The sequence below is a fragment of the Streptosporangium sp. NPDC002607 genome (assembly GCF_053592655.1).
Window position 1 is genome coordinate 116143 of record NZ_JBSFWD010000002.1, and the last position, 24214, is coordinate 140356.

Sequence of the window (24214 nt, forward strand, 5' to 3'; positions counted from 1 at the left end):
CTGGCCGTCGGAGCCTCTGCCCACCTCGGCCCGCCGGGCGGTGCCTCATCGTGTCGCCGCCGGTCACTGCGGCACGCCACGGTTCCCTCCCCCCGCCCCGCGAGTCCCCGTCCCGCGAGCCTCCACCCCGCGAGGCGTCGCCCGCCCCCTCCTCGCCCCGGCGAGGAGGGGGCGGGGCCTAGGTGGAGATCACCTGGGCAGCCGGCTCGTCGCGCTCCCGTTCCTGGCGCCTCTGGATGCTCTGGAAGCCGACCAGGTCGTCCGGGAGCGCGTCGGGCACGTCCAGGTCGAACCTGGACAGCGTGCGGGTCCGCATCGCGACCAGCGCCGTGACCGCGATGGCGACCGCGAACAGCACGTACATCAGGCCGACGCCGCGGCCCTCGCCGGTGCCGAGCACGAGGCCGACCGTGCCGGCGAGCGGCCCTCCTGGCGTGAGCAGCGGCTCGAACAGGGCGCTGCCGTACGGCGCGACCAGGCCGAACCCGATCGGCAGGGTGGACCAGGCGATGAGCGTGTTGAGCGCGATGACCCGGCCGTGGAACCGCTGCGGCACCTTGACCTGGATGATCGTGGCGTAGACGCCGTTGAGCATGGTCAGCCAGAACGACATCCCGAAGGCGCCCACCGCGATCAGGGGCAGGTTCTGCCGCAAACCGGTGACCAGGCAGAAGAGGCTCAGCACAAGGGTGGAGAGCATGACGCCGCGCAGCCGCCGCCGCCTCGGTCCTCCCCAGACGGTCATGGTCAGGCCGCCGAGGAAGACCCCGAGGCCGCCGGCGAAGGAGATCCGGCCGACGTCCTCCAGCGTGGCGAAGCCAAGGACCAGCGGCGAGATGAGCAGGAAGAGCGGGGACAGGAAGACGTTGAGCACCGCGAAGAAGAACAGCATGCCGCGGAAGCCCCGGTTACCCCAGGAGAACCTCCAGCCCTCGACCATCTCGGCGACCAGCGACTCCCTGCGCTTCCACGCCATGGTCCTCGGGAAGCGGACGAAGAGCAGCACCCCGATCGCGAAGACGTAGGAGACGACGTCCAGGACGAGGATGCCCTCCAGGCCGACCACCGCCATCAGGCCGACCGCGAGCAGCGGGACGACCAGTTGCGCGGTGCCGGTGACCATCTGGACCACCCCGTTGGCGTGGCCGAGGAAGCGCTTGGGGACCAGTTGCGGTACCGCCGAGTTGTACGCGAGGCGCTGGAAGGTCAGCGCCACGGAGAGCAGTACCAGGAGCGGGTAGATGTGCCAGACCTGAAGGTTGCCGGTCCACAGCAGGACGCCGAGGGCCAGCTGGGTGCCGAACGCGCCGACGTCTCCGGCGAGCATGACCCGGCGCCGGTCGTAACGGTCGACGAGGGCACCGGCGAGGGGGGAGACCAGCATGCCCGGGACCAGCGCGAGGACCGAGAACAGGGCGAACCTGGCGAGTGAGCCGGTGGTGATGTAGATCCACAGCGGTACGGCGAACTCGGTCAGCGACGACCCGACGATCGAGATGAGTTGTCCCGCGGCCACGGTGGCGAACCGCCTCATGCTCGGCTGGGGGCCGGGACTCACCGAGGAGACCGCCGCTCCGGGGTGCCCGGTCGCCGGTGGCGCGCCGCCCGTGCCGGGACCGGCGAGAGCGGGCCCGGCCGGGGTCCGCCCGGCCCGGACGACGGCTCCGGTGGGTACGGTCTGCTCACCGGGGTCCTGACCGGTTCCGGCCTCCGTGTCCTTTACCGGCCCGGCCGGAGGCGTGACGGCTCGGGTGAAGGCGGCCCGGGCCGATGTGTCCTGAACGGAGACGCCCCGAGCAGAGGCGTCCTGGGTGGAGACGCCGTCGAGCCACCAGGTGGACCTGTCGGTGCGGCCCAGCTTCGCCGTGTCGCCGGAGGCGATGGCCCGGTGGGTGCCGGTGACGATGACCGCGAGCTCCTCCGCCCGATATTTCAGGAAAAAGTGCCCGGCCTCGTCGAGGACGACCACGGCCGTGGAGCCGGTCAGCAGGTGCCACTCGCGGTAGCGCTCCTGGTAGAACTCGGTGGCCGGATCGCGGTCGCCCGCCACGGAGATGATCGGCGCCCTGAGCGGTTCGACGCCGTCGGTGAAGAGGCGGGTGAAGTAGCGCTCCGCCTCCCTGGTGCCCTTGCGGCGGTTGTCGATCATCAGTTTGAGCTGGTCGCGCTCCAGGTCCTCCACGTCGAGACCGGCGGCCTGCAGGGCGTTGGCCCAGACCTGGTCGCTACGGAGGCGGTCGGTCAGGTTCGACAGCCGGGCCAGCAGCGAGTTGGGGCGCGCGAAGGGGAAGATGCCGCCGAGGTAGATCGCCTCGACCTGGCGGCCCGCCGCCTCCAGGTGGCGGGCGATCTCCACGGTCAGCATGACGCCGAGCCCGCAGTGCCCGTACAGCGCGAGCGGCCCCCGGACGTCCCTGAGGATCTCCGCCACGCAGCCCCGCGCGACCTCCTCCACCGGCCGGGTCTCCTCGATCAGCCCCATCTCCTGGCCGGGGACGGCGACCGCGTGCAGTGCCCAGTTCGCCGGCAGCGCGTCGGCCAGCGGCTGGTAGATGGCCGCGCTGCCACCGCCGTACGGCACGCAGACCAGGGTCGAGGTGGCCGTGCGGGCCGGGGTGAGCCGGTGCAGGAGCATGCGCGGGCCGTCGTCGGCCGTCTCGACGAGCCGGGCGAGCTCGCGGACCGTCCGGTTCTTGAACAGGTCCAGGATGGTGACCTGGCGCCCGCCCTCCGGGATGGCCTTCCTGAGGCGGGCGACCACCTGCGCGGCGAGCAGCGAGTGTCCGCCCAGGTCGAAGAAGTCGTCCAGCACGCCGACCTGGACGAGTCCCAGCACCTTCGCCCATACCGCTGCGATCGCCTCTTCGAGCGGCGTTCCCGGCGGGACGAATCCGGCCTCCTGCTCGGGTCGTGCCTCGTCGGGTTCCGGCAGCCTTGCCCGGTCGACCTTGCCGTGCGACTTCAGCGGCAGCTCGTCCAACCAGACGAACCGACCGGGGATCATGTACTCGGGAAGCCGCTCGCCGAGCCTCGCCCGCAGCTCGCTGACGCTGCTCCGGTCGCCGGCGGTCTCCGCGACGACGTACCCGACCAGCCGGTCCGCGCGCAGCTCGACGACGGCGTGGGCGATCCCCGGCTGGCCGGCGAGTACCGACTCGATCTCCGGCAGCTCCACCCGGTAGCCCCTGACCTTGACCTGCAGGTCGCGGCGGCCGAGGAAGCACAGGTCGCCCGAGGGCAGCCAGCGGCCCAGATCACCCGTCCGGTACATCCGGGCACCGGATTCGCCGTACGGGTCGGGCAGGAACCTGTCGGCCGTCAGCCCGGGGCGGCCGAGGTATCCGCGGGCGAGCCGGTCACCGCCGAGGTAGATCTCGCCGGTCATACCCGGCGGAACCGGCCGCAGGTGCTCGTCCAGCACGTAGACCCGGGCGCCGGGCAGTGGCCTGCCGATCGGCAGGTTCAGCGCCCGCTCCTCCTCGCCGGTGACGGCGTGGGTGGAGATGCCGACCGTGGCCTCGGTGGGGCCGTAGTGGTTGACCACCGTGGTGTGCGCGGCCAGCTCGCGGGCCCAGCTCCACCCGGAGGCCTCACCGCCGAGGATGAGGAGCCTGCGCGGGAGCAGCTCGGCGGGGTCGTCCACCGCGGCGAGCAGCGAGGCGAGGTGGGAGGGGGTCATCTTCAGGTAGTCGGTGCGGCTCAGCTGCCCGGCGAGCTCCTCGGCCGGGGCCTGCGGGTCGGCCAGGTGCAGCTCACCGCCGGTCATGATCGACAGGTAGAGGATCGTCACCCCGAAGTCGAACGAGAGCGACTGCAGCAGCGTGTGGACCGAGGCGGGCTCGACCTCGAAGCGCTCCCTGACCCCGGTGAGGTAGTTGAGCACCTGCCGGTGCTGCACCCCGACGCCCTTCGGCCGCCCGGTGGTCCCCGAGGTGTAGATCACGTACGCCAGGTGGTCCGGTGAGACCCCGGGAGGCTCGAACCCGGTCTCGTCCAGCGCCTCGGAGTCCAGGCGGATCACCGGCGCCTCGGGGAGATCGGGGACCAGGTCGCACAGGTCGGAGGCGGTGAGGACGGCGACGACCCCGGCGTCGGCGAGCATGTACGCCAGGCGGTCGCGAGGCTGCTTGGGGTCGAGGGGCAGGTACGCGCCACCGGCCTTCAGCACGCCGATGACCGCCGCCGCGAGGTCCGTGGACTGTTCGAGAAGGACACCGACCCTGCTGTCCGGCCCCACGCCGTGGCGGTTCCGCAGCAGGGCGGCGATCCGAGTGGAACGCTCGTCGAGCTCGGCGTAGGTCAGCGAGCCGCCGCGAACCCCGAACGTCACAGACGCCGCGGACGCCGTGCCCGAAGCCGGCGAGCCGGCGTGGACCACCGCCGTCGCGCCGGGGGTCAGCGCGGCCTGCGCGGTGAGGAGGTCGTGGAGCAGGTCATGGCCGGACGGCCGGAGCGCGGGTCCGGCCCCGAAGCCCAGGACCCGGTCCCGCTCGTCATCACCGAGCAGCGAGAGCTCGCCCACCCGCGCACCGGGATCCGCCACGATCGAGCGCAGTAGCGTCTCGAACCGCGCCGCCAGCAGCTCCACGGTCTCGGGGTCGAACAGCGCGGTGCTGTAGGAGAGGTGACCGACCAGCCCGTCCGGGCTCTCGAACAGGTAGAGGCCGAGGTCGAACCGGGTCGTCCTGGCCGGGAGGGTGAGGTAGGAGACGCGCCCGTCCTCCTGGCCCGCCTTGAAGTTCTGCAGCGCGAACGTGACCTGCGCGAGCGGCGAGCGGCTGACGTCGCGGACCACGTTCAGCTCGCTGACCAGCTGGTCGAACGGGAGCTCCTGGTGCGCGAAGGCGTCCAGCGCGCTCTCCCGGGTACGGGCCAGGAAGGTGGTGAACGGCGGGTCGTCCGCCAGGTCGGCGCGGAGGACCAGGGTGTTGACGAACATGCCGACGACACCGTCCAGCTCGGGCAGCCCGCGTCCGGCGACCGGGGAGCCGACGGCGAAGTCCGCCTGCCCCGAGTAGCGGGCCAGCAGCACCTGGAAGGCGGCCAGCAACGTCATGTACGGCGTGGCGCCGGACGCGGCGCCCAGCTCGGCCAGCCGCCGGGTGAGGTCGGCGTCCACCCGGACGTCGAGCGCGGCTCCCTCGTGACGCTGCTCGGCGGGGCGCGGCCGGTCGGTGGGCAGTTCGAGGGCGGGCAGCCCGGCGAGCCGGTCGCGCCAGTGACCGAGCTCACGGCGGTGGTCCCGGCCCCGCTGCCAGAGCGCGTAGTCGCCGTAGCCGACCGGCGCGGGCGGCGGGGTCTCGCCGTCGTGCAGGGCGAGCAGCTCGCGGATGAGCAGGTCGCTTGACCAGCCGTCGATGACCGTATGGTGGGCGGCGAGCAGGAGCACGTGGTCGTCGGGCGCCACCCGGACCAGCACCGTGCGGAAGAGCGGGCCGCGCTCCAGGTCGAACGGGACGGCGAGATCGGCGTCGAGCAGCTCGATCGCGGCGGCCACGTCGGCCGCCTCGGTGACGCGCAGCTCGGCGGGTCCCGGCTCGTCGACGACGAGTTCGGGGGTGCCGTCCTCGGTGGTGAGGAACCGCATCCGCAGGGCCTCGTGGCGCGCGACGATCTCGTCCAGCGCCCGGCGCAGCGCGTCGGCGTCCAGCTCCCCGCGCAGGCGCACCGCGACGGGGACCGTGTAGGTGGTGGTGCCGGGGCGGTACTGCTCCAGGAACCACAGGCGCTCCTGCGCGTGGGACAGGGGCGGGGCGGTTCCCTGAGCGCGGGCGACGACGGCCCGCGACTCCCCCCGGTTCCGGAGCCTTCTCGCGAGCAGTGCCTTCTTCGCGTCCGACAGCGTTGTCTCGCTCAAGCCCGCAGCTCCGTTCTGAGGGCCGCGAGGAAGAGCGCGGCGTCCCGGCCGTTGATCAGTCGATGGTCGTAGGCGAGGCCGATGTTGGCGACGGTTCGCACGGTCACCGTGCCGTCCTCGGCGAGTACCGGCTCGGACTGCGGCGAGGTGATCGCGAGGGCGCAGACGGTGCCGGGGAAGATGAGCGGGATCGCGAGGACGACGTCGGCGTCGGTGTGCAGGGTGACGGCGATGTTGGCGCCGGTGAGGTCCTTCTCGCGGAAGTCTCCCTCGGCCGCGGCGAGCCGGTAACGCATGAGCGCCTCGGCGATCTCCCTGAGCGACCCGGTGTCGCGGACGACCGGCACGTACAGGCCCTCGCCCAGGTCGAATGTGACGCCGACGCGCGGGGCGTCGGCCAGCCGTGCCTCGTCCCCGTCGATCGAGGCGAAGAAGAGCGGAAAGGCGGGGTGCAGCGCCGCCACGGCCTGTACGAACAGCTCCGCCAGGCCGACCGGCCTGCGGACCTGTCTGCTCAGCTCCCCGGTCCGCGCCAGCAACGGGCCCACCTCGAACCTCACGACCGTGTACGCGGCGGGGATCGCGGCGTGCGAGACGGTGACGGCGCGCGCGACGGCGCGCTGCACCCGCGACAGGCGGTGGGTGCCCGCCTGTCGCCCGCCGGCTTTGTCCGGATCCGTGCCGGGTTCCGGCGCGTCGGCCCGCACAGTGGTGGTCGTCTCCCCGGTACGGCGGGCGACCAGGGCCGCCACGTCGGCCCGGCGGATGACGGCCAGGCCCAGGGCCGCGACATCGGAGTCGGAGACCCCGAACTCCTCCATGGCGGCGCGGGCGGGATCGGTGACGACCGGCTGGAGAGCCGGCGCGTTCCCTCGTCCCGCCACGCCCTCGCCTGCCACCGGCTCGGGGCCGGAAAGAACAGAGCCGGAGAGGACAGAGCCGGACGGAGCCGGGGCGGGACTCTCCAGGACGGGGAAGGCGGGCGGCGGGGTGGCCTCGGCGGTGACGCGGGCGAGGAGCGCGCCGGGAGCGATCCAGGTGTTGAGGGCGGCGGCGTGGTGCAGGTGGCCGGACTCCCCCGCCTCCAGTTCGTCGGCGGCCTTGGAGGTCTCCAGCACGGCGACCGCCTCCCCCGCGACGACGGGACCGCCGTCCTCGACGAGCCACTCGACGATCAGGTACTCGGTGTCGTTGTTGTTGAGCTTGGGGACGCGGATGTCAGCCACGCAGGGCCTCCCGTACGGCACGGTGAATCGTGGACTCCCCGACCAGGACCTCGTTCTCCAGATGCGCGGCGGTGGGGATCACGGCGGCCCGCGAGTGGACGAGGCGGACGGGGCCGCGCAGGCGCTCCCAGACGCGGGCGTGCAGCAGGTGGGCCACCTCGCTGCCCCAGGTGCCCCCGGCGGTGCTCTCCTCCGCGACCACGACGACGTCCGCGAGGTGTGGCAGGAGCGCGTCGGCGTCCAGCGGATAGAGGCGGGAGGGCACCAGCAGCCGGGTGGAGATCTCCTGTTCCACCAGCAGGGAGCGCATCGCGGCCAGCACCCGGTGGGCCATCCCGCCGGGGGCGATGACAACGCAGTCGGGGCGCTCTGTGGAGTCGCGGATGTCCACCACGGCCAGGTCTCCGTCGCGGCGGAGGAGGAACAGCGGGTCCACCCGGCCCATCGGCCGGGTGTAGAGGATCTTGTCCTCGAAGAACACGCACGGCTCGCCCCGTTCCAGCATCGCCGCGAGCACCACGCGGTTGTCGTGGAAGGGGGACATCTCGTACAGCGACAGCCCCGGCATGCCGACGAAGTGCTTCTGCAGGCTCTGGCTGTGCGTGGGGCCGTAGCCCCGGCCGCCGCCGGTCGGGCAGCGCACCACCATCCGCAGCGGCAGCCGCCCGCCGTACATCGACACCGACTTGGCGGCGAAGTTGCAGAGCTGGTCGAAGGCGAGCGACACGAAGTCGCCGAACATGATCTCGGCCACGGCCGTGTTGCCGGTCAGCGCCAGACCCGCCGCGACGCCGGTCAGCGCGCCCTCGCTGATCGGAGTGCCGATCACGCGTCCGGGAAAGCGGCTGGACAGGCCCTTGGTGACCTTGAAGGCGCCCCCGTACGGATCGAGGATGTCCTCGCCGAGGACGTAGGCGGTGGGGTCGTCGTCCAGCAGCCCGTGCAGTGCCGCGTTGAGGTTCTCCGCTACGCGCACGGCGCCTCCCAGCGGGAGAGCGGGCGCGCCGCGACCTCGTCGGCGACGGCCTGGACCTCGGCCCTGACCACGCCGTCGATCCGGTGGAACTGCCCGGGATGGTCGTGGGCGTAGCGGCCGTACCAGTCGTTGTCCCTGGCGGCCCGTACCGCGTCGGCCGGGCGCACGTCGTCGCCCTTGCTGTGCGGCCCGAGGCGGTGGGTGACGAACTCGACCACCAGCGGCCCCGCCTCGCGCACCCGCGCCACCTCCTCCTCCAGCGCGAGGCGGATCTCGTTGACGTCCGTGGAGACGACCAGCAGGTGCGGGATGCCGAAGGCCGCCGCCCGACCGGCCACCGTGCCCGCCATCTGCGACGCGGTCGGGGTGGACTGGGCGATGCCGTTGTTCTCCACCACGACGAGCAGCGGGAGCCGCCAGAGCGCGGCGAGGTTCAGTGCCTCGTAGACCGCTCCCTCGCCCCAGGTGCCGTCGCCGATGTGGACGCAGGCCAGGGCCCCTGGCTCGGCGCGCTTGAGATGGAGCGCGACACCGGCGGCGACCGGCATGCTCTCGCCCTGCACCCCGGTGGACAGGTAGCGGTCGCGGTGGATGTGCTGGCTGCCGCCGACGCCTCCGCAGACCGCACCCTGCCTGCCCATGATCTCGGCGAGCAGGCCGTGCGGGTCGCGGAACCTGGCCAGGTAGTGGCCGTGGCCCCGGTGGTTGCTGAAGACGTGGTCGGCCGGGCCGAGCAGGGGGCGGAGCGCGACCGGGACGTACTCCTGGCCCAGGCAGGTGTGGGTGGTGCCGTTGAGCTCGCCCCTGCCGTACAGCTCCAGGAGCTTGAGCTCGAAGTGCCTGACCAGCAGCAGGAGCTCCAGGTCCTCGTCGGCGAGGCGGGAGAGACGGAGCCCGTCGAGGGTCTCAGTCATCGCCGAGGGAGCTCGCGATCCCGGCGATCCCGGCGATCGTCGGGTTGTCGAAGAAGTCGTCCAGGGAGACCTCGATGTCCAGGCGCTTGCGCATCCGGGCGATGATCTGGGTGATGGTCAGCGAATGACCGCCCAGGTCGAAGATGTCGTCGTCGTCCTCGATCGGCGAGATGCCCAGGACCTCCTCCCAGATCTCGCGCACCTGGTCGGTCAGCGTGGTGACGGAACCCATTCGTTCTCCAGAAGTTCGTGCAGTGGCAGGTCGGGGTCATCGGTGGCGCGTTCCAGCAGGAGACGCAGGTCCTCGGCCACCCCGGCGGCGTCGGGCACCGTCTCGGGGTCGTGGCGCAGGCTGATCTCCAGCCCGCCGGGGCCGTCCACGCACTGCAGGTGCAGCGCGCCGCGTACCCCGTGGTTGAAGACCGTCCACTCCACGGACGCGTCGAGGCCGGTGAAGACCGGGTCGGCGGCGCGGCGGGTGCGGTAGCTGACGGAGACGGGCACCAGCGCGGCGTGCGGCCGGATGCGGGGCAGCGCCCGGGAGAGCGGCACCTGGCGGAACCGGTAGACCTCGCGCAGCTCGGCGCGGAGCGCGGTGGCGAACTCGCGGAAGGTCTCCCGCCCGGACGGGGTGGAGGCGACCGGGAGCTCGTTGACGAACAGGCCGATGTGGCCGGTGGCCTGTTCGGGCCGGGTGGACAGGTCGACGGCGGTGGTCACCGAGGCGTTGCCGTAGCCGAGGAGCCGCGTGTGCAGCGCGGCCAGCAGCACCTCGAAGCGGGTCAGGCCGGGAACCGAGGGGACCTGTGGGTCGAGGGTGAACCGGAGCACCCGCCCCTCGCCCGCCCGCCGGGACCTCAGCGCCCGGCCGAGCACGACGGTCTCGCCCGGATCTCGCCAGCGGGGCTTCCAGAACTCGCGCGCGGCGGGAAGCACGGCGGCCACCCGGTCGCGCTCGGCCCTGCCGTGGTCGATTCCGGGCAGCGGGAGCGGCGGCTCGCCGTTGTAGAAGGCGGCCAGGTCACGCACCAGGATGTCCTTGGACTGCCCGTCGAAGATCAGGTGATGGGCGACGAAGAGCAGCAGGTGCCGCCCGGGGCCGGTCTCGAACAGGGTGAAGCGGGCCAGCGGGCCCTTCTCCAGGTCGAAGGCGCGAAGGATCTCCTCCCGCACGCCCGGCCCGTGGTCCGGGGAGCCCGGGGTGTCGGCCGGGAGATCAGCGGGGAAGGCCGCCGCCCGGCGTACCGGAACCTCGGCGCCGGGCACGAGCCGCAGCTCGTCGCCCACCTCCGCCACCACGCCGCCCAGCGCCGGGTGCCGGTCGACCACCGCGGCGCAGGCCGCCAGCAGCGCGCCGGTGTCCGGGTCGCCGCGGAGGTGAACGACCAACGGCATGTGGTAGGCGGTGCCACCACCCGCGGCCTGCTCGGTCACCCACATGCCCTGCTGGGTGAACGTGACCTCGGACCCGGACATCACACGCCCCCCATCGTCCGGCGCAGCGCCTTCTTGTCGACCTTGCCGCCGTCGTTGCGCGGCAGGGCACCGACGGTGACGATGTGCGCGGGCAGCTCGTGCGGGGCCAACCGGCCCTTGAGGAAGATCCGCAGTTCCTCCGGCGCGAGGGGCGCCCTGGTGGCGAGGGCGACGGTGACGACGCTTCCGAGCACCGGATGGGGAACCCCGAACGCGGCCGCCTCGATCACCGCCGGGTGCCGGTGGACGGCCTCTTCGACGTGGATCGTGGAGACCTTGAAGGCCCCGGACTTCACCACGTCGCTCTCCCGGTCGACGAGGTAGAGGTAACCGTCGGCGTCGAGGTAGCCGAGGTCGCCCATCCGCACCCAGCCATCGCGGAAGGTCTCGCTGCCGGGGTCGCCGTAGTAGGCGCGCGGTACCGCGGGGGATCGCATCCAGACCTCTCCGGTCTCCCCCCGCGCCAGCGGCTCACCCGTCGCGGTGGCGATCCTGACCCGTCCCCCGGCGATGGCGCGGCCGACGCTTCCCGGCCGCTCCGGGTCGAACATCATGATCGTCTGAGCCGGGGCCGCCTCGGTCGAGGTGTAGTAGTTGGCGATCGTCGCGCTGGGGAAGGCCGTGGTCAGCGCCTGGGCGACGGCCGAGGGCAGCGGCGCGGCGGCCGAGCCGAGCAGCAGCACGCTGGACAGGTCGTGCCGCTCGGCCACTCCCGCGTTGATCAGCTCGATGGCCATCGCGGGGACCAGGAAGACCGTCCCCGCCCGGTAGGACTCGATCAGCGACGCGAAGCGGCCGGGGGTGAAGCGCGGCAGCGTCACGACGGCCGGCTGGGCGTCGAGCGCGTTGATCAGCATCGTCTGCCCGGCGTTGGTGCCGATCGGGAAGGCGTGGACGAGATGCCGGGAGTGCGCGAACGGGCGGCGTCTGGAACCGCAGCCATAGGTCAGGTTGGCATGGGTGGCCGAGACTCCCTTGGGGCGGCCCGTGGTGCCGGAGGTGTAGAGGATCTGGGCGAGATCTCCCGGCTCCGGTGCCGCGAGGTCGGCCTTCTCATAGGACGTTTCGGCGCTCAGGCGGTCGACGGTCGTGCTCCAGCCGACCTCGGGCACGGCGAGGTCGGCGGTGAGGCCGGCCGCGTGGACGATCCCGGTCGCACGGCAGTTGGCCAGCATGAGACGCAGGTCATCGGGGGCGAGGCGGTCGGAGAGCGGTACGGCCACCGCCCCGGCCGCCAGAACCCCGCAGAACGCCACGGCGTAGTCCGCCCAGTCGGCGGCCCCGAACACCAGGCCCACCCGGTCACCCGAGGTGACACCGCGCGCGAGCAGGCCGTTCGCGAGCGCGAGGGACCGCTCGTGCCACTGCTGGTAGGTGAGCCGGGCCGAGCCGTGCACGATCAGTGCGACCCCGTCGGGGTCGGCGAGTGCCCGGTCTCCGAGCAGTTGGGGGACGGTCAGGTTCACCGGGTGAACCTCCCACTAAAGATCGGATGTATATGCGATCAAGGCGTGTGGCCATTGAGGCCACTACAGGAAAGAATCTTTACTATTCAAAATCGAGCGCCAGTCTTACATGATCGCCACAGCCTTGCAAGACCTTTGGCGGAGGTTCGATGGGAGGACAAAACCCTCGCGAGAGTGGGCCTTGCGCCCTTGGAGTGAAGGTGTAACACTGACCACCCAGAACTAACTGAAAGGTTTCTTTCCAGAAAGTGACCTTTCCCGAGGCCCGCCCAACTGGGCAAATATGCACGGAGTGGGCCTTTTGCGTACCAATTTCCAGCGCGATTGCGCGAGTTACCGGACCCGCGGCCGAAAAAGGAGCCCTGCGTGTTCCAACCAGAGACCGTTCCAACCGGCCGGCCGGCGATGGAGTACCCCCTGTCACCCGGCCAGCAGCGGCTCTGGTTTCTGCACCGGCTCGACCCGGGCGACTCGACCTACAACACATCCTATGTTTACAGGTTGAAAGGTCGCCTTGACAGGGCCGCCCTGGAGGCCGCGTTCACCGCCGCGGCCACCCGGCACGAGAGCCTGCGGACCAGGTTCCGCGAGGTGGACGGGAAGCCCCTGGCGATCGTCGACCCGCCCTCGCCGGTACCGGTCGAGCGACTGGCGGCCCGGGACGCGAGGGAGGCCGCCGCCCTGGTCTCCGCGGTCACCAACACGGCCTTCGACCTGGCCGCCGCGCCGCCGTTCCGGGTCTCGCTGATCGAACTCGGCCCCGAGGAGCACGTGCTCTGCGTCGTCCTGCACCACATCAACGGCGACGGCTGGTCGCTGAACGTGCTCCGCTCCGAGGTCGCCGTCCACTACGGCAGCCGGGGCGGCGCGGCGCTGCCCGAGCTTCCCCTGCAGTACGGCGAGTACGCGCGCGACCTGCGCCCCGCGGACTCCGAGCTCCGCTGGTGGACCGAGCGGCTCGCCGGGGTGCCCGCCCTGGAGCTCCCGGCCGACCGGCCGCGCCCCGCCCTGCGGACCGGCGAGGGCGCCGAGGTCGACTTCCGGATCGAGGCCGGCATGGCCGCCTCGATCGGCGCCCTCGCCCGGCGTGCCCGATGCACGCCGTTCATGGTGCTGCTGGCGGCCTATCAGGTCCTGCTCCACCGGCACACCGGCCAGCACGACTTCTGCGTGGGCACCCCCTCGGCCGGTCGCGGCAGCACCGAGCTGGAGACCATGATCGGTTTCCTCTCGACCACGCTGGCCCTCCGCTGCGACCTGTCCGGCGACCCCACCTTCGACGACCTGCTCAGGCGCACCCGCAGGATGGTGCTGGACGGGCTCTCGCGGCAGGAGGTCCCCTTCGAGCGCCTGGTGGCGGACCTCGACATGGAACGTGATCTCAGCCGCACGCCGCTGTTCCAGACCATGTTCGCCTTCCACACCCACGGCGAGTGGGCCGAGCCCCTGCCCGGCCTCGACGCCACGCCCTTCCCCAGCGGCTGGTCCCGTGCCCGGCTCGACCTGTCCATGGACCTCTCCCCCGGCGACGACGGCCACCTGTACGGCACCGTCATCTACAGCACCGAGCTGTTCGACCGCGAGAGCGTGGAACGGCTGGTCGCCCGCTTCCAGGAACTGCTCGCGGCCGTGGTGGCCGACCCCGGCTCGCCGGTGAGCTCACTGCGGATGCTGCCGGAGGCCGAGCTCGCCCTGCTGGAGGAGTGGAACGACACCGGGACCGAACCGCCCGAGATCACGCTGATCGACCTGCTGCTCGAACAGGCCGCGGCGACCCCGGGCGCGATCGCGGTACGGGCCGCGCCCGTCGGCACCGCGCCGGCGGGCGGGTCCGGAGCTGAGGAACTCACGTACGCGGAACTGGCCGGGCGGGCGGCGGAGCTCGCCGGGCGGCTGGGCGCGGCGGGGATCGGGCACGGCTCGCTGGTCGCGGTCCGGATGGAACGCGGTGCCGACATGCTCGTCGCCCTGCTGGGCGTGGCGATGAGCGGCGCGGCCTACCTTCCCGTCGACCCCGACTACCCCGAGGCCCGCGTCGCGTACGTGATCGAGGACTCCGCGGCGGCGCTGGTCCTGACCGGCCTCGACGACCTTCCCCCGGCGACCGCGGCCCCCGCCGTGACCACGCGGCCACGCCCCGGCGACACCGCGTACGTGCTCTACACCTCCGGGTCCACCGGGCGGCCGAAGGGGGTGGTGGTGCCCCACCGGGCGCTGACCAACTTCCTGCTGGCGATGCGCGCGCTGCTGCGCTCCGCCCCCCGGGACGTGTGGCTGGCGCTGACCTCGCTGTCGTTCGACATCTCCGCCCTGGAGCTCTACCTGCCGCTGGTGACCGGTGGCCGGGTGGTCGTCGCCGACGCGGAGACGGCCCGGGACGGCGCGCGGCTCGCGCGCCTGATCAGGGACGAGGGCGTGACCCACGTACAGGCCACCCCCTCGGGCTGGCGGATCCTGCTCACCGGGGACCTGCCGCGCGTGGTGGGCCTGACCGGCGGTGAGCCGCTCGCGCCCCGGCTCGCCCGCGAGCTCCGCCCGCACCTCGACCGGCTCGTCAACGTCTACGGCCCGACCGAGACCACCATCTGGTCCACGGCCTGGGAAGTCCCGGAGAATCCCGGCGAGATCGTCATCGGCCGCCCGATCGCCAACACCGTCGTCCACGTCACCGACCCCGCCGGCGGACCGTGCCCGATCGGGGTGGCCGGAGAGCTGCTCATCGGCGGCGCGGGAGTGGCCACCGGCTATCTGGGCCGCCCGGCCCTGACCGCGGAGCGCTTCGTCCCCGGCCCCGGCGGCTCACGGCACTACCGGACAGGAGATCGCGTCCGCCTCCGCAACGACGGCACCCTGGAGTTCCTCGGCCGTACCGACAACCAGGTCAAGCTACGCGGTCACCGCATCGAGCTCGGCGAGATCGAGGCGGTGCTCGACACCCACCCCGGTGTGCGGCAGGCGGTCGTCGCGGTGCGCGGGGACCGGCTGGTGGCCTTCGCGGTACCCGCCGCGCCACCGCCCGCGCGGCCAGGACCGGACGGCCGCGGAGCGCTCGACGGTCTCGGGGAGCACGCCGCGCGCGAGCTGCCCGGCTACATGGTGCCCAGCGTGTTCGTCGAGGTGGCGGCGTTGCCGCTGACCCCCAACGGGAAGGTCGACCGCAACGCGCTTCCCGAGGTGGGCGGGACGCCCGCGCGGGACGCGACCGCCCCCCGCACCCCCGCCGAGCGGATGGTCGCCCAGGTTTTCGCCGAGGTGCTCGGGACGGCGGAGATCGGGGCGCACGACGACTTCTTCACCCTGGGCGGGCACTCGCTGCTGGCCACCATGGTCACCTCACGGCTGGCGGCGCTGTCCGGAACGGAGGTTCCCGTCGGCGAGGTGTTCACCCGGCCGACGGTCGCCGGGCTGGCGGAACTGCTGCCCGACCCCGGCGTCCCGATCGCGGGGGCGGGGTCCGGCTTCGGCGTCCCGGTCCGTGAGAGCGACGGGCCGCGCCCGAGGCCCGAGGGAACCGCCCCGCCGCTCTCCTTCGGCCAGGAGCGGCTCTGGTTCCTCAACCGGCTCGACCGAGACGACGCGTCGTACAACATGTGCCTGGTCAGACGGCTGCGCGGGCCACTGGACCGGGACGCCCTGGCCCGCGCCCTGGCGGGCACGGCCGCCCGCCACGAGAGCCTGCGCACCCGCTTCCCCGAGGTGGACGGCGCGCCGGTCGTGGTCATCGATCCACCGGGTCCCGTGGCCATCGACGAGATGAGCGCCGCAGCCGAGGCCGAGGCACTGGAGCTGGTCTCGGCTCTGACCAACGCGCCCTTCGAGCTGGGTGCCGAACCGCCCCTGCGCGTCGCGCTGATCCGGATCGCCGAGGACGACCACGTCCTGTGCGTCGTGCTCCACCACATCCTCGGCGACGGCTGGTCGCTCAACCTCGTCTTCGACGAGGTGTCACGCCTGTACTCCGGCGACACCGCCCTGCCCCCGGTCCCGCTCCAGTTCGGCGACGTCGCCCGCTGGCAGCGTGAGCACGACCTCGGCGGCCTGCTCGGCTACTGGCGGGACAGGCTCGCCGGCCCCACCCCGCTGGACCTGCCGGTCGACCGGCCACGCACCGCCGGGGCCGCCAGGCGCGGCGAGGTGGCCACCGTCCGCCTGGCGGAGACCGAGGCCGCCGCCCTGGCCCGGCTGGGCAGGGAACACGGCGCCACCATGTTCATGGTCCTGCTCGCCGCCTACCAGGTTCTCCTGTCCCGGCACAGCGGCCGGAGCGACATCCTCGTCGGTACGGCCACCGCCGGCCGGGACCGGGTCGAGCTCGAACCGGTCGTCGGCTATCTCAGCGACACCCTGGTCATGCGCGGCGACCTGTCGGCCGACCCCACCTTCTCGGACCTGCTCCGCGAGACCAGGACCGGTGTCCTGGACGCCTTCTCCCACCGCGGCGTGCCGTTCGAGGAGCTGGTGCGGGCCCTGGGGGTCGAGCGCGACCTCACCCGCACGCCGCTGTTCCAGACCATGCTCATCCTGCACACGCAGGACTCCGGGCAGGCCCGAGACGCCTTCGCCGGGCTGACCGCCACGGCGTTCGAGCACGGCATGCGGCAGGCCAAGCTGGAGCTGATGCTGGAGGCGTGGCAGGACGAGCACGAGCTCATGCTCAGCTTCGTCTACGACGCCGAGCTCTTCGACCGGGCCACGGTCGAGGCCATGGCCGCGCGGTTCCGCCTGCTGCTCACCGCGCTGCCCGGCGCGTCCGGCGACCGCGTCTCGGAGCTGCCGCTGCGCACCGGGGACGACGACGCCCTGCTCCTGCGCCTCTCCCGTGGCCCGGTACGGCCCACCGCCGCCCTGGTGCCCGACCTGTTCGCGGCGACCGTACGCGACACGCCGGGCGCGGTCGCGATCGGATCCGGGGACGTCACGCTCGGCTACGCCGGGCTGGACGCCCGCGCCGACGAGCTGGCCGCGCTCCTGCGGGGGCACGGCGTCGCCGGGGGCGACGTGGTCGGCGTCTGCCTGGACAGGTCGCCCGACGCCGTCGCGGCCCTGCTCGCGGTCTGGCGGGCGGGGGCGGCCTACCTGCCGCTCGACCCGGACCACCCCGCCGAGCGGCTCGCCTTCATGCTGGACGACAGCGCCACCCGCCTCGTCCTCACCTCGGCGGCCCTGCGCGACCGGCTGCCCTCCACCACCCCGGCCGTCCACGTGGACGACCGGCCTCCCGCTCCGGAGACCGGCCGGATCGCCGATCCGGCGGCGCCGGACGGCGGGGCCGCCTATGTGATCTACACCTCCGGGTCCACCGGAACACCGAAGGGCGTCGTGGTCTCGCACCGCAACCTGGCCGCCCGCGTCGCGTGGATGCGCGAGGCGTACGGGCTGGGTCCGGGCGACCGGATGGTCCAGTTCGCCTCGCTGAGCTTCGACACCCACGCCGAGGAGATCTACCCGGCACTGGCCGCCGGGGCCCGGCTGGAGCTGCTGCCCGAGGGCGGCGTCACCCTGCCCGACCACCTCGACCAGGTCACCGTGCTCGACCTGCCCACGGCCTACTGGCACGCGCTGGTCGACGACATCGACGAGATCCCCTGGCCGCCGACCCTGCGTCTGGTGATCCTCGGCGGCGAGCAGGTGCACGAGGCGGCCGTGACCCGCTGGCGCGAGCGTTTCGGCGACCGGGTGCGGCTGGTCAACACCTACGGCCCGACCGAGGCGACGATCATCGCCACCACCGCCGAGCTGGACGGCTCCCCGGGACGGCCGCCCATCGGCGTCCCGATCGCCGACACCTCGGTCCTGCTGCTGGACGGCACCGGCCAGGAGGTCCCGCCGGGAGCCCCCGGCGAGCTCTGCGTCGGCGGGGCCGGGGTGGCCACCGGCTACCTCGCCAGGCCGGGCCTCACCGCCGAGCGCTTCCCCGTCCTGCGTGGAGAACGGATCTACCGGACCGGCGACCTGGCGCGCTGGCGGTCCGACGGGCGGCTGGAGTTCCTCGGCCGCCTCGACGACCAGGTCAAGGTCCGCGGCTTCCGGATCGAGCCCGGCGAGATCGAGGCATGGCTGCTGACCCACCCCGGTGTCGGCCAGGCCGCGGTGGCGGTGCGCCGGGAGACCCTGGTCGGCTACGTCGTCGGCACGGCCACCGGCGAGGAACTGGCCGGATATCTGGCCGGGGCGCTGCCCGCCCACATGGTCCCCACGCTCTGGGTGAACCTCACGACCCTGCCGCTGACCGGGAACGGCAAGCTCGACCGGGCCGCGCTGCCCGCGCCCGAGGCCGGCCCCCGGACGAGAACCGCCCCGCGTGGCGACGCCGAGGAGCTGGTGGCCGAGATCTTCGGCGAGGTGCTGGGGATCGAGGAGGTCGGCGCCTTCGACGACTTCTTCGCGCTGGGCGGTCACTCGCTGCTGGCCACCCGCGCCGTCGCCAGGCTCCGCGCCGCCATCGAGGTGGACGTGCCGATCCGCACCCTGTTCGCACGGAGCACCGTGGCCGACCTCGCGGCGGCGGTGGAGGAACTGCTCGTCGCCGAACTGGCCGAACTGTCCGACGAGGAGGCCGCGCGCCTCATGGAGACCGGGAGCTGAGTTGGACTACCACGTCGTGGTCAACCACGAGGAGCAGTACTCGATCTGGCCGGACGGCCGGGACCTGCCGGACGGCTGGCGGCACGAGGGCGCCCGCGGTACCAGGGAGGACTGCCTCGCCCACATCGACCGCGTCTGGACCGACCTGCGCCCGCTCAGCGCGAGGAGGTCCTGAAGATGTCCGACCGAGTGGTGCCGGGGAGCGTACGAGAGGAGATCGTCATGGTCAGGGAACGGCTGGCGGCGATGGTGGCCTCGGCCTCCGACGGCGCGGTCACGGCCGGGGAGGCGTTGACCGCCACGGTCCCGCTGTCCGCGCTGGGGGTCACCTCCCTGGCGCAGATGCGGCTGATCGACGCGGTGGAGACCGAGTTCGGGGTGGAGATCGACCTGTCGGGCGACGGGCTCGACCTGCTGGACGACCTGGACGCGCTGGAGCGCCACATCGACGAGGCACGGCGCTCGCGCTCCTGACCTCCGACTCCTACAACAGGGGGAGCACATGGACATCCGGTTCTCAGGGAGCCGATCGGGGACGGCACCGCTGACCTGGGGGCAGCGCGCCATCTGGGACACGATCCAAAGGACGGCGCCGGACGACCACTACTTCAACTTCGGCCGGGTGCTCGCCGTGCCCCGGCGGGCCAGACCGCTCACCGTGGCGCGGGCCGCCGAGGCGCTGCGCGCGCTGGTGGAACGGCACGAGTCGCTGCGCACCAGGCTGGGCGAGCCCCCGTACGGAACCGCGGACGGCGGCGCGCGACCGTACCTTCAGACCTCCGCGAAGGCTCACGGGTACGGAGACAGCGGCGGCGGCACGGAGCCGTGGCAGGTGCTGGAGACCACCGGGACCGTCCCGGTCACCGTCTCCGAGGGCGACCCCGAGCGGCTGCGGGACGCGCTGGCACAGACCGCCTTCGACTACGGGAACGAGTGGCCGCTGCGGATCGGGCTCGTCGTCGAGCGCGGCGAGGTCACTCACATCGTGCTCGTCTTCTGCCATCTGGCCGCCGACGGCCTCGGGGCCGAGGTGGCGGTCACGGACCTGCGGCTGCTCCTGCTGCGCGGCTCCCTGCCGGGCCCGCCCCCGCCCTCACCGCTGGATCTGGCCCGCTGGCAGGGCTCCGAGCAGGGTCTGAAGGTCGCGAGGATCGCCGCCGAGCACTGGGAGAGCGAGTACCGGCGCATTCCGCCGACCATGTTCGACCGGCGCGAGGACGTACCCGCGGATCCGCCGATCTGGCGGGCGCGACTCGTCTCGCGGGCGATGGACCTGGCGGTGCGGCGGATCGCCGCCGTGCGCGGCACGAGCACCTCGACGGTCCTGCTGACCGCCGCGTCCGTACTGGCCGGGAAGGTGAACGGCCACGACGTGTGCGCGATGCTGCCGATCGTGGGCAACCGCTTCCGCGGCGACACGGCCGGCGCCGTCACCACGCTCTCCCAGGAGGGCCTGTTCGTGCTGGACCTGCGCCGGGGCGACTTCACCGAACTGCTGCGCGCGGCCAAGCCCGCCGCGCTGCGCGCCTACCGATCCGCCTACCACGACCCCGCCGAGCGGGACGGGATCACCGAGCGGATCAGCCGGGAGCGGGGCACGCCGATCCACCCGTACTGCTGTTTCAACGACATGCGCTTCGCCGACCAGGTGGACGCCTCCCCCGACGAGCGGACCGTGCGGGACGCGCTGGCGGAGACGACCCTCTCCTGGCCGCTCAGCCAGGAGAGGCTCAACTGCCGGTTCTGCCTGCACGTGACCGGCGAGCCCGGCGGGCTGGGCGTCTCGCTCACCGCCGACACCCGCCACCTGTCCCGCCCCGCGATGGAACGCTATCTCCTCGATCTGGAGTCCCTGCTGGTCGAGGCCGCGTTCCGCGAGGTGCTGGAGCCCGTCGGTTGACTCCTCCGCCACTTCCTTCCCCGGACCAGAACCCGGGTGCTCCCCGCCGGAGGTGCCCGATGACGGTCCACGCCCACCCCGGCCGGCGCCCACCGCCCGGCCTCCTGCCCGGAACCGGAGCCCGATGACGGTCCACGCCTACGCCGAGTCGACGTCCTGCGTCCAGGGCGGCTCACTCCGCTTCCACCTCGCCCGCGCCTCCCGGGCCCCGCTGCGCGGCTCGGTGCTGATCGAGGACGTGGCCACGGACCTGGCGGTGCTCGAAGGGGAGTTCACCGGCCCGTCCTGGACGCTCGACGTCTCCGCCGGCTGGCCCAGCTCGCTCTACCGCGCGATCTTCACCGCCGACGAGGGGGTCTGCGAGGTCTACTTCGTCGTACGGGCCGCCAGGGCCGGCTCGCCGATCCTGCTGTCGATCCCGTTCCCGACCTGGCAGGCGTACAACCGGGCGGGCATTCCCGGCGAGTCCATCTACTGGACCGAGCAGGCCACCCGGGCCTCGCGCGTCTCCTTCGACCGGCCGGGCGGCGGGCCGCCGCCCGAGCGCTGGGAGGAGGGCATGATCCGCTGGCTGGGGCCCGCCGGATACGACGTCGACTACTGCTCCGCCCTGGACCTGCACTCCGGGCGCGAACTGCTGGCCGGCTACCGGCTGCTGATGGTCAGCGGGCACGACGAGTACTGGTCGGCGGGGATGCGCGACAGCGTCGAGGAGTTCGTCGGCCGGGGTGGAAACCTGGCCGTCTTCTCCGGCAACACCTGCTGGTGGCAGTTCCGGCTGGAGGACGACGGGCGCACCATGGTCTGCTACCGCGACGCGGTCGCCGATCCGATGGCCACGGTGAATCCCGCCCTCACCACCGTCGAGTGGTCCAGCGCGCCGGTGAACCGTCCGGAGAACAGCCTGACCGGGGTCAGCTTCCGGCACGGCGCGGGGACCTGGGGTCCGTACATGCGGCTCATGCACGAGGAGTCCTACACGGTCCGCTTCCCCGAACACTGGGTGTTCGAGGGCACCAAGCTGGGCGAGGGCGACACGTTCGGCAGGGGCGCCATCGGCTACGAGACCGATGCCTGCGACTTCACCGAGGTGGACGGCGTGCCGGTGGCCACCGGGCGCGACGGCACCCCGCCGTCCTTCGTCATCCTGGCCACCGCCGACCTGCGGCACTGGCACCGGTACGGCCAGGGCGGCATGGCCACCATGGGCGTCTTCGGCCTCGGCGCCGGGACCGTGTTCACCGCCTCCACCGTGAACTGGGGAAACACCCTGCACGACCCGGCGGTGGAGCGGATCACCCGCAACGTGCTCGACCGGCTCTCCCGCCGCGTCTCCGGCTGGGAGGTGATCGGCCCCGGCGGCTCGATCCGCGCGCTGACCGCGTGCGACTCGCGGCTGTACGGGGTGGGCGCCGACGACGCGCTGTACCGCAGGGACGTCTGCGGCCAGAACCTGCGCTGGCGCCGCATCGACTCGGGCGGCGGCGTCGTGGCCATGGCCACCCCGCGCGAGGCGTCCGGCACCAGGCCCGTCGGCCTGTACGGGCTGACCGGCGACGGCCGTCTCGTCTACCGCGACCCGGGCACGCGGGCCCCCTGGGTCACGCTCGGCGACGCCCCGCCGGGCGGGGTGGGGCTGGCCCTGGTGGACGGCGACCTGTGGGCCGTCACCGCCGCCGGCGGGCTTTGGTACCTGCCCTCGGACACCGCGGAGTGGATCCCGGCCGACGAGAGCACGGGCGGACTCGCGGGCGGGCCGACGGGCGCGGTGGCCATGACCGCCATGAACGGCCGCCTCTACGCCGTCGACAGCGCCGATCGCGTCCGCACCCGGCTGCCACTGCCGGGACCCGGCGAGTGGGCCGACCTGTGTTCCGCCGCCGGGAGCACCACCCTCACCGCCCACGCCGGCCGCCTGATCGGCACCACTCCCGACGGCCCACTGCGCTGGCGGACCCCCACACCCTAGGTACTGGTCCCGCGGATCCCGCCGCGGCGAGAAACGGCCGGGTGGTACGTCGCGAGGCGAAGATCGTCAGCACATTCCACGAGTTCGGCGCCTCCATCGGAGCCGCCGCCATCTCCAGCGTCGCAGCGGCCAGCCTGATCGGGGACACGCTTTCCAGGTTCACCAGCGGCCATATCCTCGCCGCGGTCACCGCGGTCACCGCGGTCACCGCGGTCACCGCGGCCCTCGTGGCCGCCGTCCTGACACCCGGCTGAGCCGACACAGGCTGAGGAGACACCGCCGAGGCCGGCCTGTCCCCCAACGCGCCGACCGCACACGCTTGGCTGCCCGGCACGACATAGGGTGCCTTCTACTACGGCTGATAGTCATTCCATTCGCCCAACGACCTCTCCCCCTCAGGCGGGTCGGCAGCCGGTGAGGCCTCCGAACAAGCTTCGGAAATCCGTGTTGAGCAGCAAACATGTGACAGGGCGCATCGCGGGCGGATCCACAGCCCCGCCCGACTGCCAAGCATGATCGTCTCGCACCGGTGCGGAAATACGGAGTAAAGGGTGAATAGCCTGTCCTGCTTCTGTAGCATTTCGCCCGACATCGGGACAAGGGAAGGCATCACACAGTGGCCGTTGCAGGCATGCCGGTGCGAGTCAGACGGATACCTGTGGCGGCGGGAGTCGTGATCGCCATCCTGCTGTCACCTCTCGACGGAGCGGTCGCCGAGCCACGGCCCACCCTCTCCCAGGCCAGGGCGAAACTCGCGAAGCTCAACGACCAGGCCGGCAAGATCGTCGACCGCTACAACCTGGCCAACGAGCGCTGGAAGAAGGCCAAGAAGCACTACGACAAGCTGAACAAGGTCTACGGTCAGCAGCGCGAATCAGTCGACGCCCTGCGCCGCAACCTCGTCACGTTGGCCGTCAGCACCTACCAGGCCGGCGGGCTGAGCGGCGGGGCGGGGCTCATCTCCAGCGACGACCCACGCTCGCTCCTGAGCGGCATGGCCGCGGTCGACCAGATATCGGCCGGGCACGCGGAGTCGCTGCGTACGTTCGACGCCGCCACCCGAGCCCTCAGACTGCAGCACGGCAAGGCCAAGGACGCGCTGACCGAAGCGGACAAGGCGCGAGACACGCTGGCCGCGGAAAGGACCAGGACCAAGCGCCTGATCGCCGAGCAGACGAAGCTGCTGCGCAGGCTCGGCGCCTTCCGGGTCGGCGACCCCAACAGTGCCGGCATCACCTACACCGGCTCAGCCTCCGGCAACGCGAGGACCGCTCTGCAGTTCGCCTACGCGCAGATCGGCAAGCCGTACCAGTGGGGCGGGGAGGGGCCGGGATCGTATGACTGTTCAGGCCTGACGCAAACCGCCTGGCGCAACGCCGGGGTCAGCATCCCCCGCACCACCTGGGAGCAGTGGAGCTGGGGGGCCGGCAGGCGGGTACCCCTGGATCTGAACCGGTTGCAGCCCGGTGACCTGCTTTTCAGCAAGGGGCTGGGCCACATGGGCATGTACGCGGGCAACGGCAAGATGGTGCACGCCCCGCGGACCGGCGACATCATCAAAGTGGTCGACCTCGACGACTACTGGTGGGGCCGGCTCCTCGGCGCGGTCCGTCCCTGACACCGCTCCCGTCGACGCCGGACGCTCCGACCCGGCGGCCGAGGCCCGCTTCGCGGGCGCGGATGACGGCGTGGGCGCGGTCGGCGACCTGGAGCGCGGACGGTCTTCGGTGACAGGGCCAGGCACTCGGCGATCCCGCGGTTGGACAACCCCGCCGCGATGAGATCGAGGATCTGGCGTTCGCGCGTGGTGAGCCGCGAGAACGGTTCCTCGACGGCGGGGCGGAT

15 protein-coding genes are annotated in these 24214 nt (G+C 72.5%); 7 read left to right on the plus strand and 8 right to left on the minus strand.

Annotated elements, in window-relative coordinates; genetic code table 11:
• Positions 1 to 178 precede the first annotated feature (178 nt).
• From ACWD3H_RS03005 to ACWD3H_RS03035, 7 genes are read right to left on the minus strand one after another with little or no spacing between them, the layout of a single operon-like run.
• Positions 179 to 5857 carry an amino acid adenylation domain-containing protein gene (locus ACWD3H_RS03005; RefSeq protein WP_451953824.1) on the minus strand — a complete coding sequence of 1893 codons (5679 nt, stop codon included), beginning with the start codon at positions 5855 to 5857 and terminating at the stop codon, positions 179 to 181.
• Complete coding sequence (locus ACWD3H_RS03010) at positions 5854 to 7083, minus strand: 2-oxo acid dehydrogenase subunit E2 (RefSeq protein ID WP_451953825.1); 1230 nt, start codon at positions 7081 to 7083, stop codon at positions 5854 to 5856. Before ACWD3H_RS03010 ends, ACWD3H_RS03005 begins: the two co-directional genes overlap by 4 nt.
• On the minus strand, positions 7076 to 8059 hold the full coding sequence (locus tag ACWD3H_RS03015) for an alpha-ketoacid dehydrogenase subunit beta (RefSeq protein ID WP_451953826.1): 984 nt from the start codon (positions 8057 to 8059) through the stop codon (positions 7076 to 7078). Before ACWD3H_RS03015 ends, ACWD3H_RS03010 begins: the two co-directional genes overlap by 8 nt.
• A complete protein-coding gene (locus ACWD3H_RS03020; protein ID WP_451953827.1) occupies positions 8050 to 8973 on the minus strand; it encodes a thiamine pyrophosphate-dependent dehydrogenase E1 component subunit alpha in 924 nt (307 codons plus the stop codon). Before ACWD3H_RS03020 ends, ACWD3H_RS03015 begins: the two co-directional genes overlap by 10 nt.
• The gene (locus ACWD3H_RS03025) at positions 8966 to 9205 is read right to left on the minus strand and encodes a phosphopantetheine-binding protein (protein ID WP_350913125.1); all 240 of its coding nucleotides are present in this window, start codon (positions 9203 to 9205) and stop codon (positions 8966 to 8968) included. Before ACWD3H_RS03025 ends, ACWD3H_RS03020 begins: the two co-directional genes overlap by 8 nt.
• Entirely contained in the window at positions 9184 to 10449 is a 1266-nt protein-coding gene (locus ACWD3H_RS03030; protein ID WP_451953828.1) for a condensation domain-containing protein, read from the minus strand. Before ACWD3H_RS03030 ends, ACWD3H_RS03025 begins: the two co-directional genes overlap by 22 nt.
• Positions 10449 to 11915: a class I adenylate-forming enzyme family protein gene (locus ACWD3H_RS03035; RefSeq protein WP_355549020.1), complete on the minus strand. Its 1467-nt coding sequence runs from the start codon at positions 11913 to 11915 to the stop codon at positions 10449 to 10451. The genes ACWD3H_RS03030 and ACWD3H_RS03035 overlap by 1 nt, the downstream gene beginning before the upstream one ends.
• A gap of 366 nt (positions 11916 to 12281) precedes the next feature.
• Here ACWD3H_RS03035 and ACWD3H_RS03040 point away from each other — a divergent pair, with 366 nt between their 5' ends.
• The 7 genes from ACWD3H_RS03040 to ACWD3H_RS03070 all read left to right on the plus strand — a co-directional run bounded on the left by ACWD3H_RS03040 (position 12282) and on the right by ACWD3H_RS03070 (position 23987).
• Entirely contained in the window at positions 12282 to 18500 is a 6219-nt protein-coding gene (locus tag ACWD3H_RS03040) for an amino acid adenylation domain-containing protein (RefSeq protein WP_451953829.1), read from the plus strand.
• Position 18501: 1 nt separating this feature from the next.
• Positions 18502 to 18675 carry an MbtH family protein gene (locus ACWD3H_RS03045; protein ID WP_350913117.1) on the plus strand — a complete coding sequence of 58 codons (174 nt, stop codon included), beginning with the start codon at positions 18502 to 18504 and terminating at the stop codon, positions 18673 to 18675.
• 2 nt (positions 18676 to 18677) lie between these two features.
• The gene (locus tag ACWD3H_RS03050; RefSeq protein ID WP_350913115.1) at positions 18678 to 18974 is read left to right on the plus strand and encodes an acyl carrier protein; all 297 of its coding nucleotides are present in this window, start codon (positions 18678 to 18680) and stop codon (positions 18972 to 18974) included.
• 28 nt (positions 18975 to 19002) lie between these two features.
• Positions 19003 to 20400 carry a hypothetical protein gene (locus tag ACWD3H_RS03055; RefSeq protein ID WP_451953830.1) on the plus strand — a complete coding sequence of 466 codons (1398 nt, stop codon included), beginning with the start codon at positions 19003 to 19005 and terminating at the stop codon, positions 20398 to 20400.
• A 124-nt stretch (positions 20401 to 20524) separates the two neighbouring features.
• Positions 20525 to 22369, plus strand: coding sequence for a N,N-dimethylformamidase beta subunit family domain-containing protein (locus ACWD3H_RS03060; RefSeq protein ID WP_451953831.1), 1845 nt, complete (start codon positions 20525 to 20527; stop codon positions 22367 to 22369).
• A 41-nt stretch (positions 22370 to 22410) separates the two neighbouring features.
• The gene (locus tag ACWD3H_RS03065; protein ID WP_451953832.1) at positions 22411 to 22623 is read left to right on the plus strand and encodes a hypothetical protein; all 213 of its coding nucleotides are present in this window, start codon (positions 22411 to 22413) and stop codon (positions 22621 to 22623) included.
• A 419-nt stretch (positions 22624 to 23042) separates the two neighbouring features.
• Positions 23043 to 23987, plus strand: a complete 945-nt coding sequence (locus ACWD3H_RS03070) for an NlpC/P60 family protein (protein ID WP_451953833.1) — start codon at positions 23043 to 23045, stop codon at positions 23985 to 23987.
• On the opposite strand, the gene ACWD3H_RS03075 is transcribed toward ACWD3H_RS03070, so the two are convergent.
• Complete coding sequence (locus ACWD3H_RS03075; protein WP_451953834.1) at positions 23948 to 24136, minus strand: hypothetical protein; 189 nt, start codon at positions 24134 to 24136, stop codon at positions 23948 to 23950. The two genes, ACWD3H_RS03070 and ACWD3H_RS03075, sit on opposite strands and share 40 nt — an antisense overlap.
• Positions 24137 to 24214: the final 78 nt, after the last annotated feature.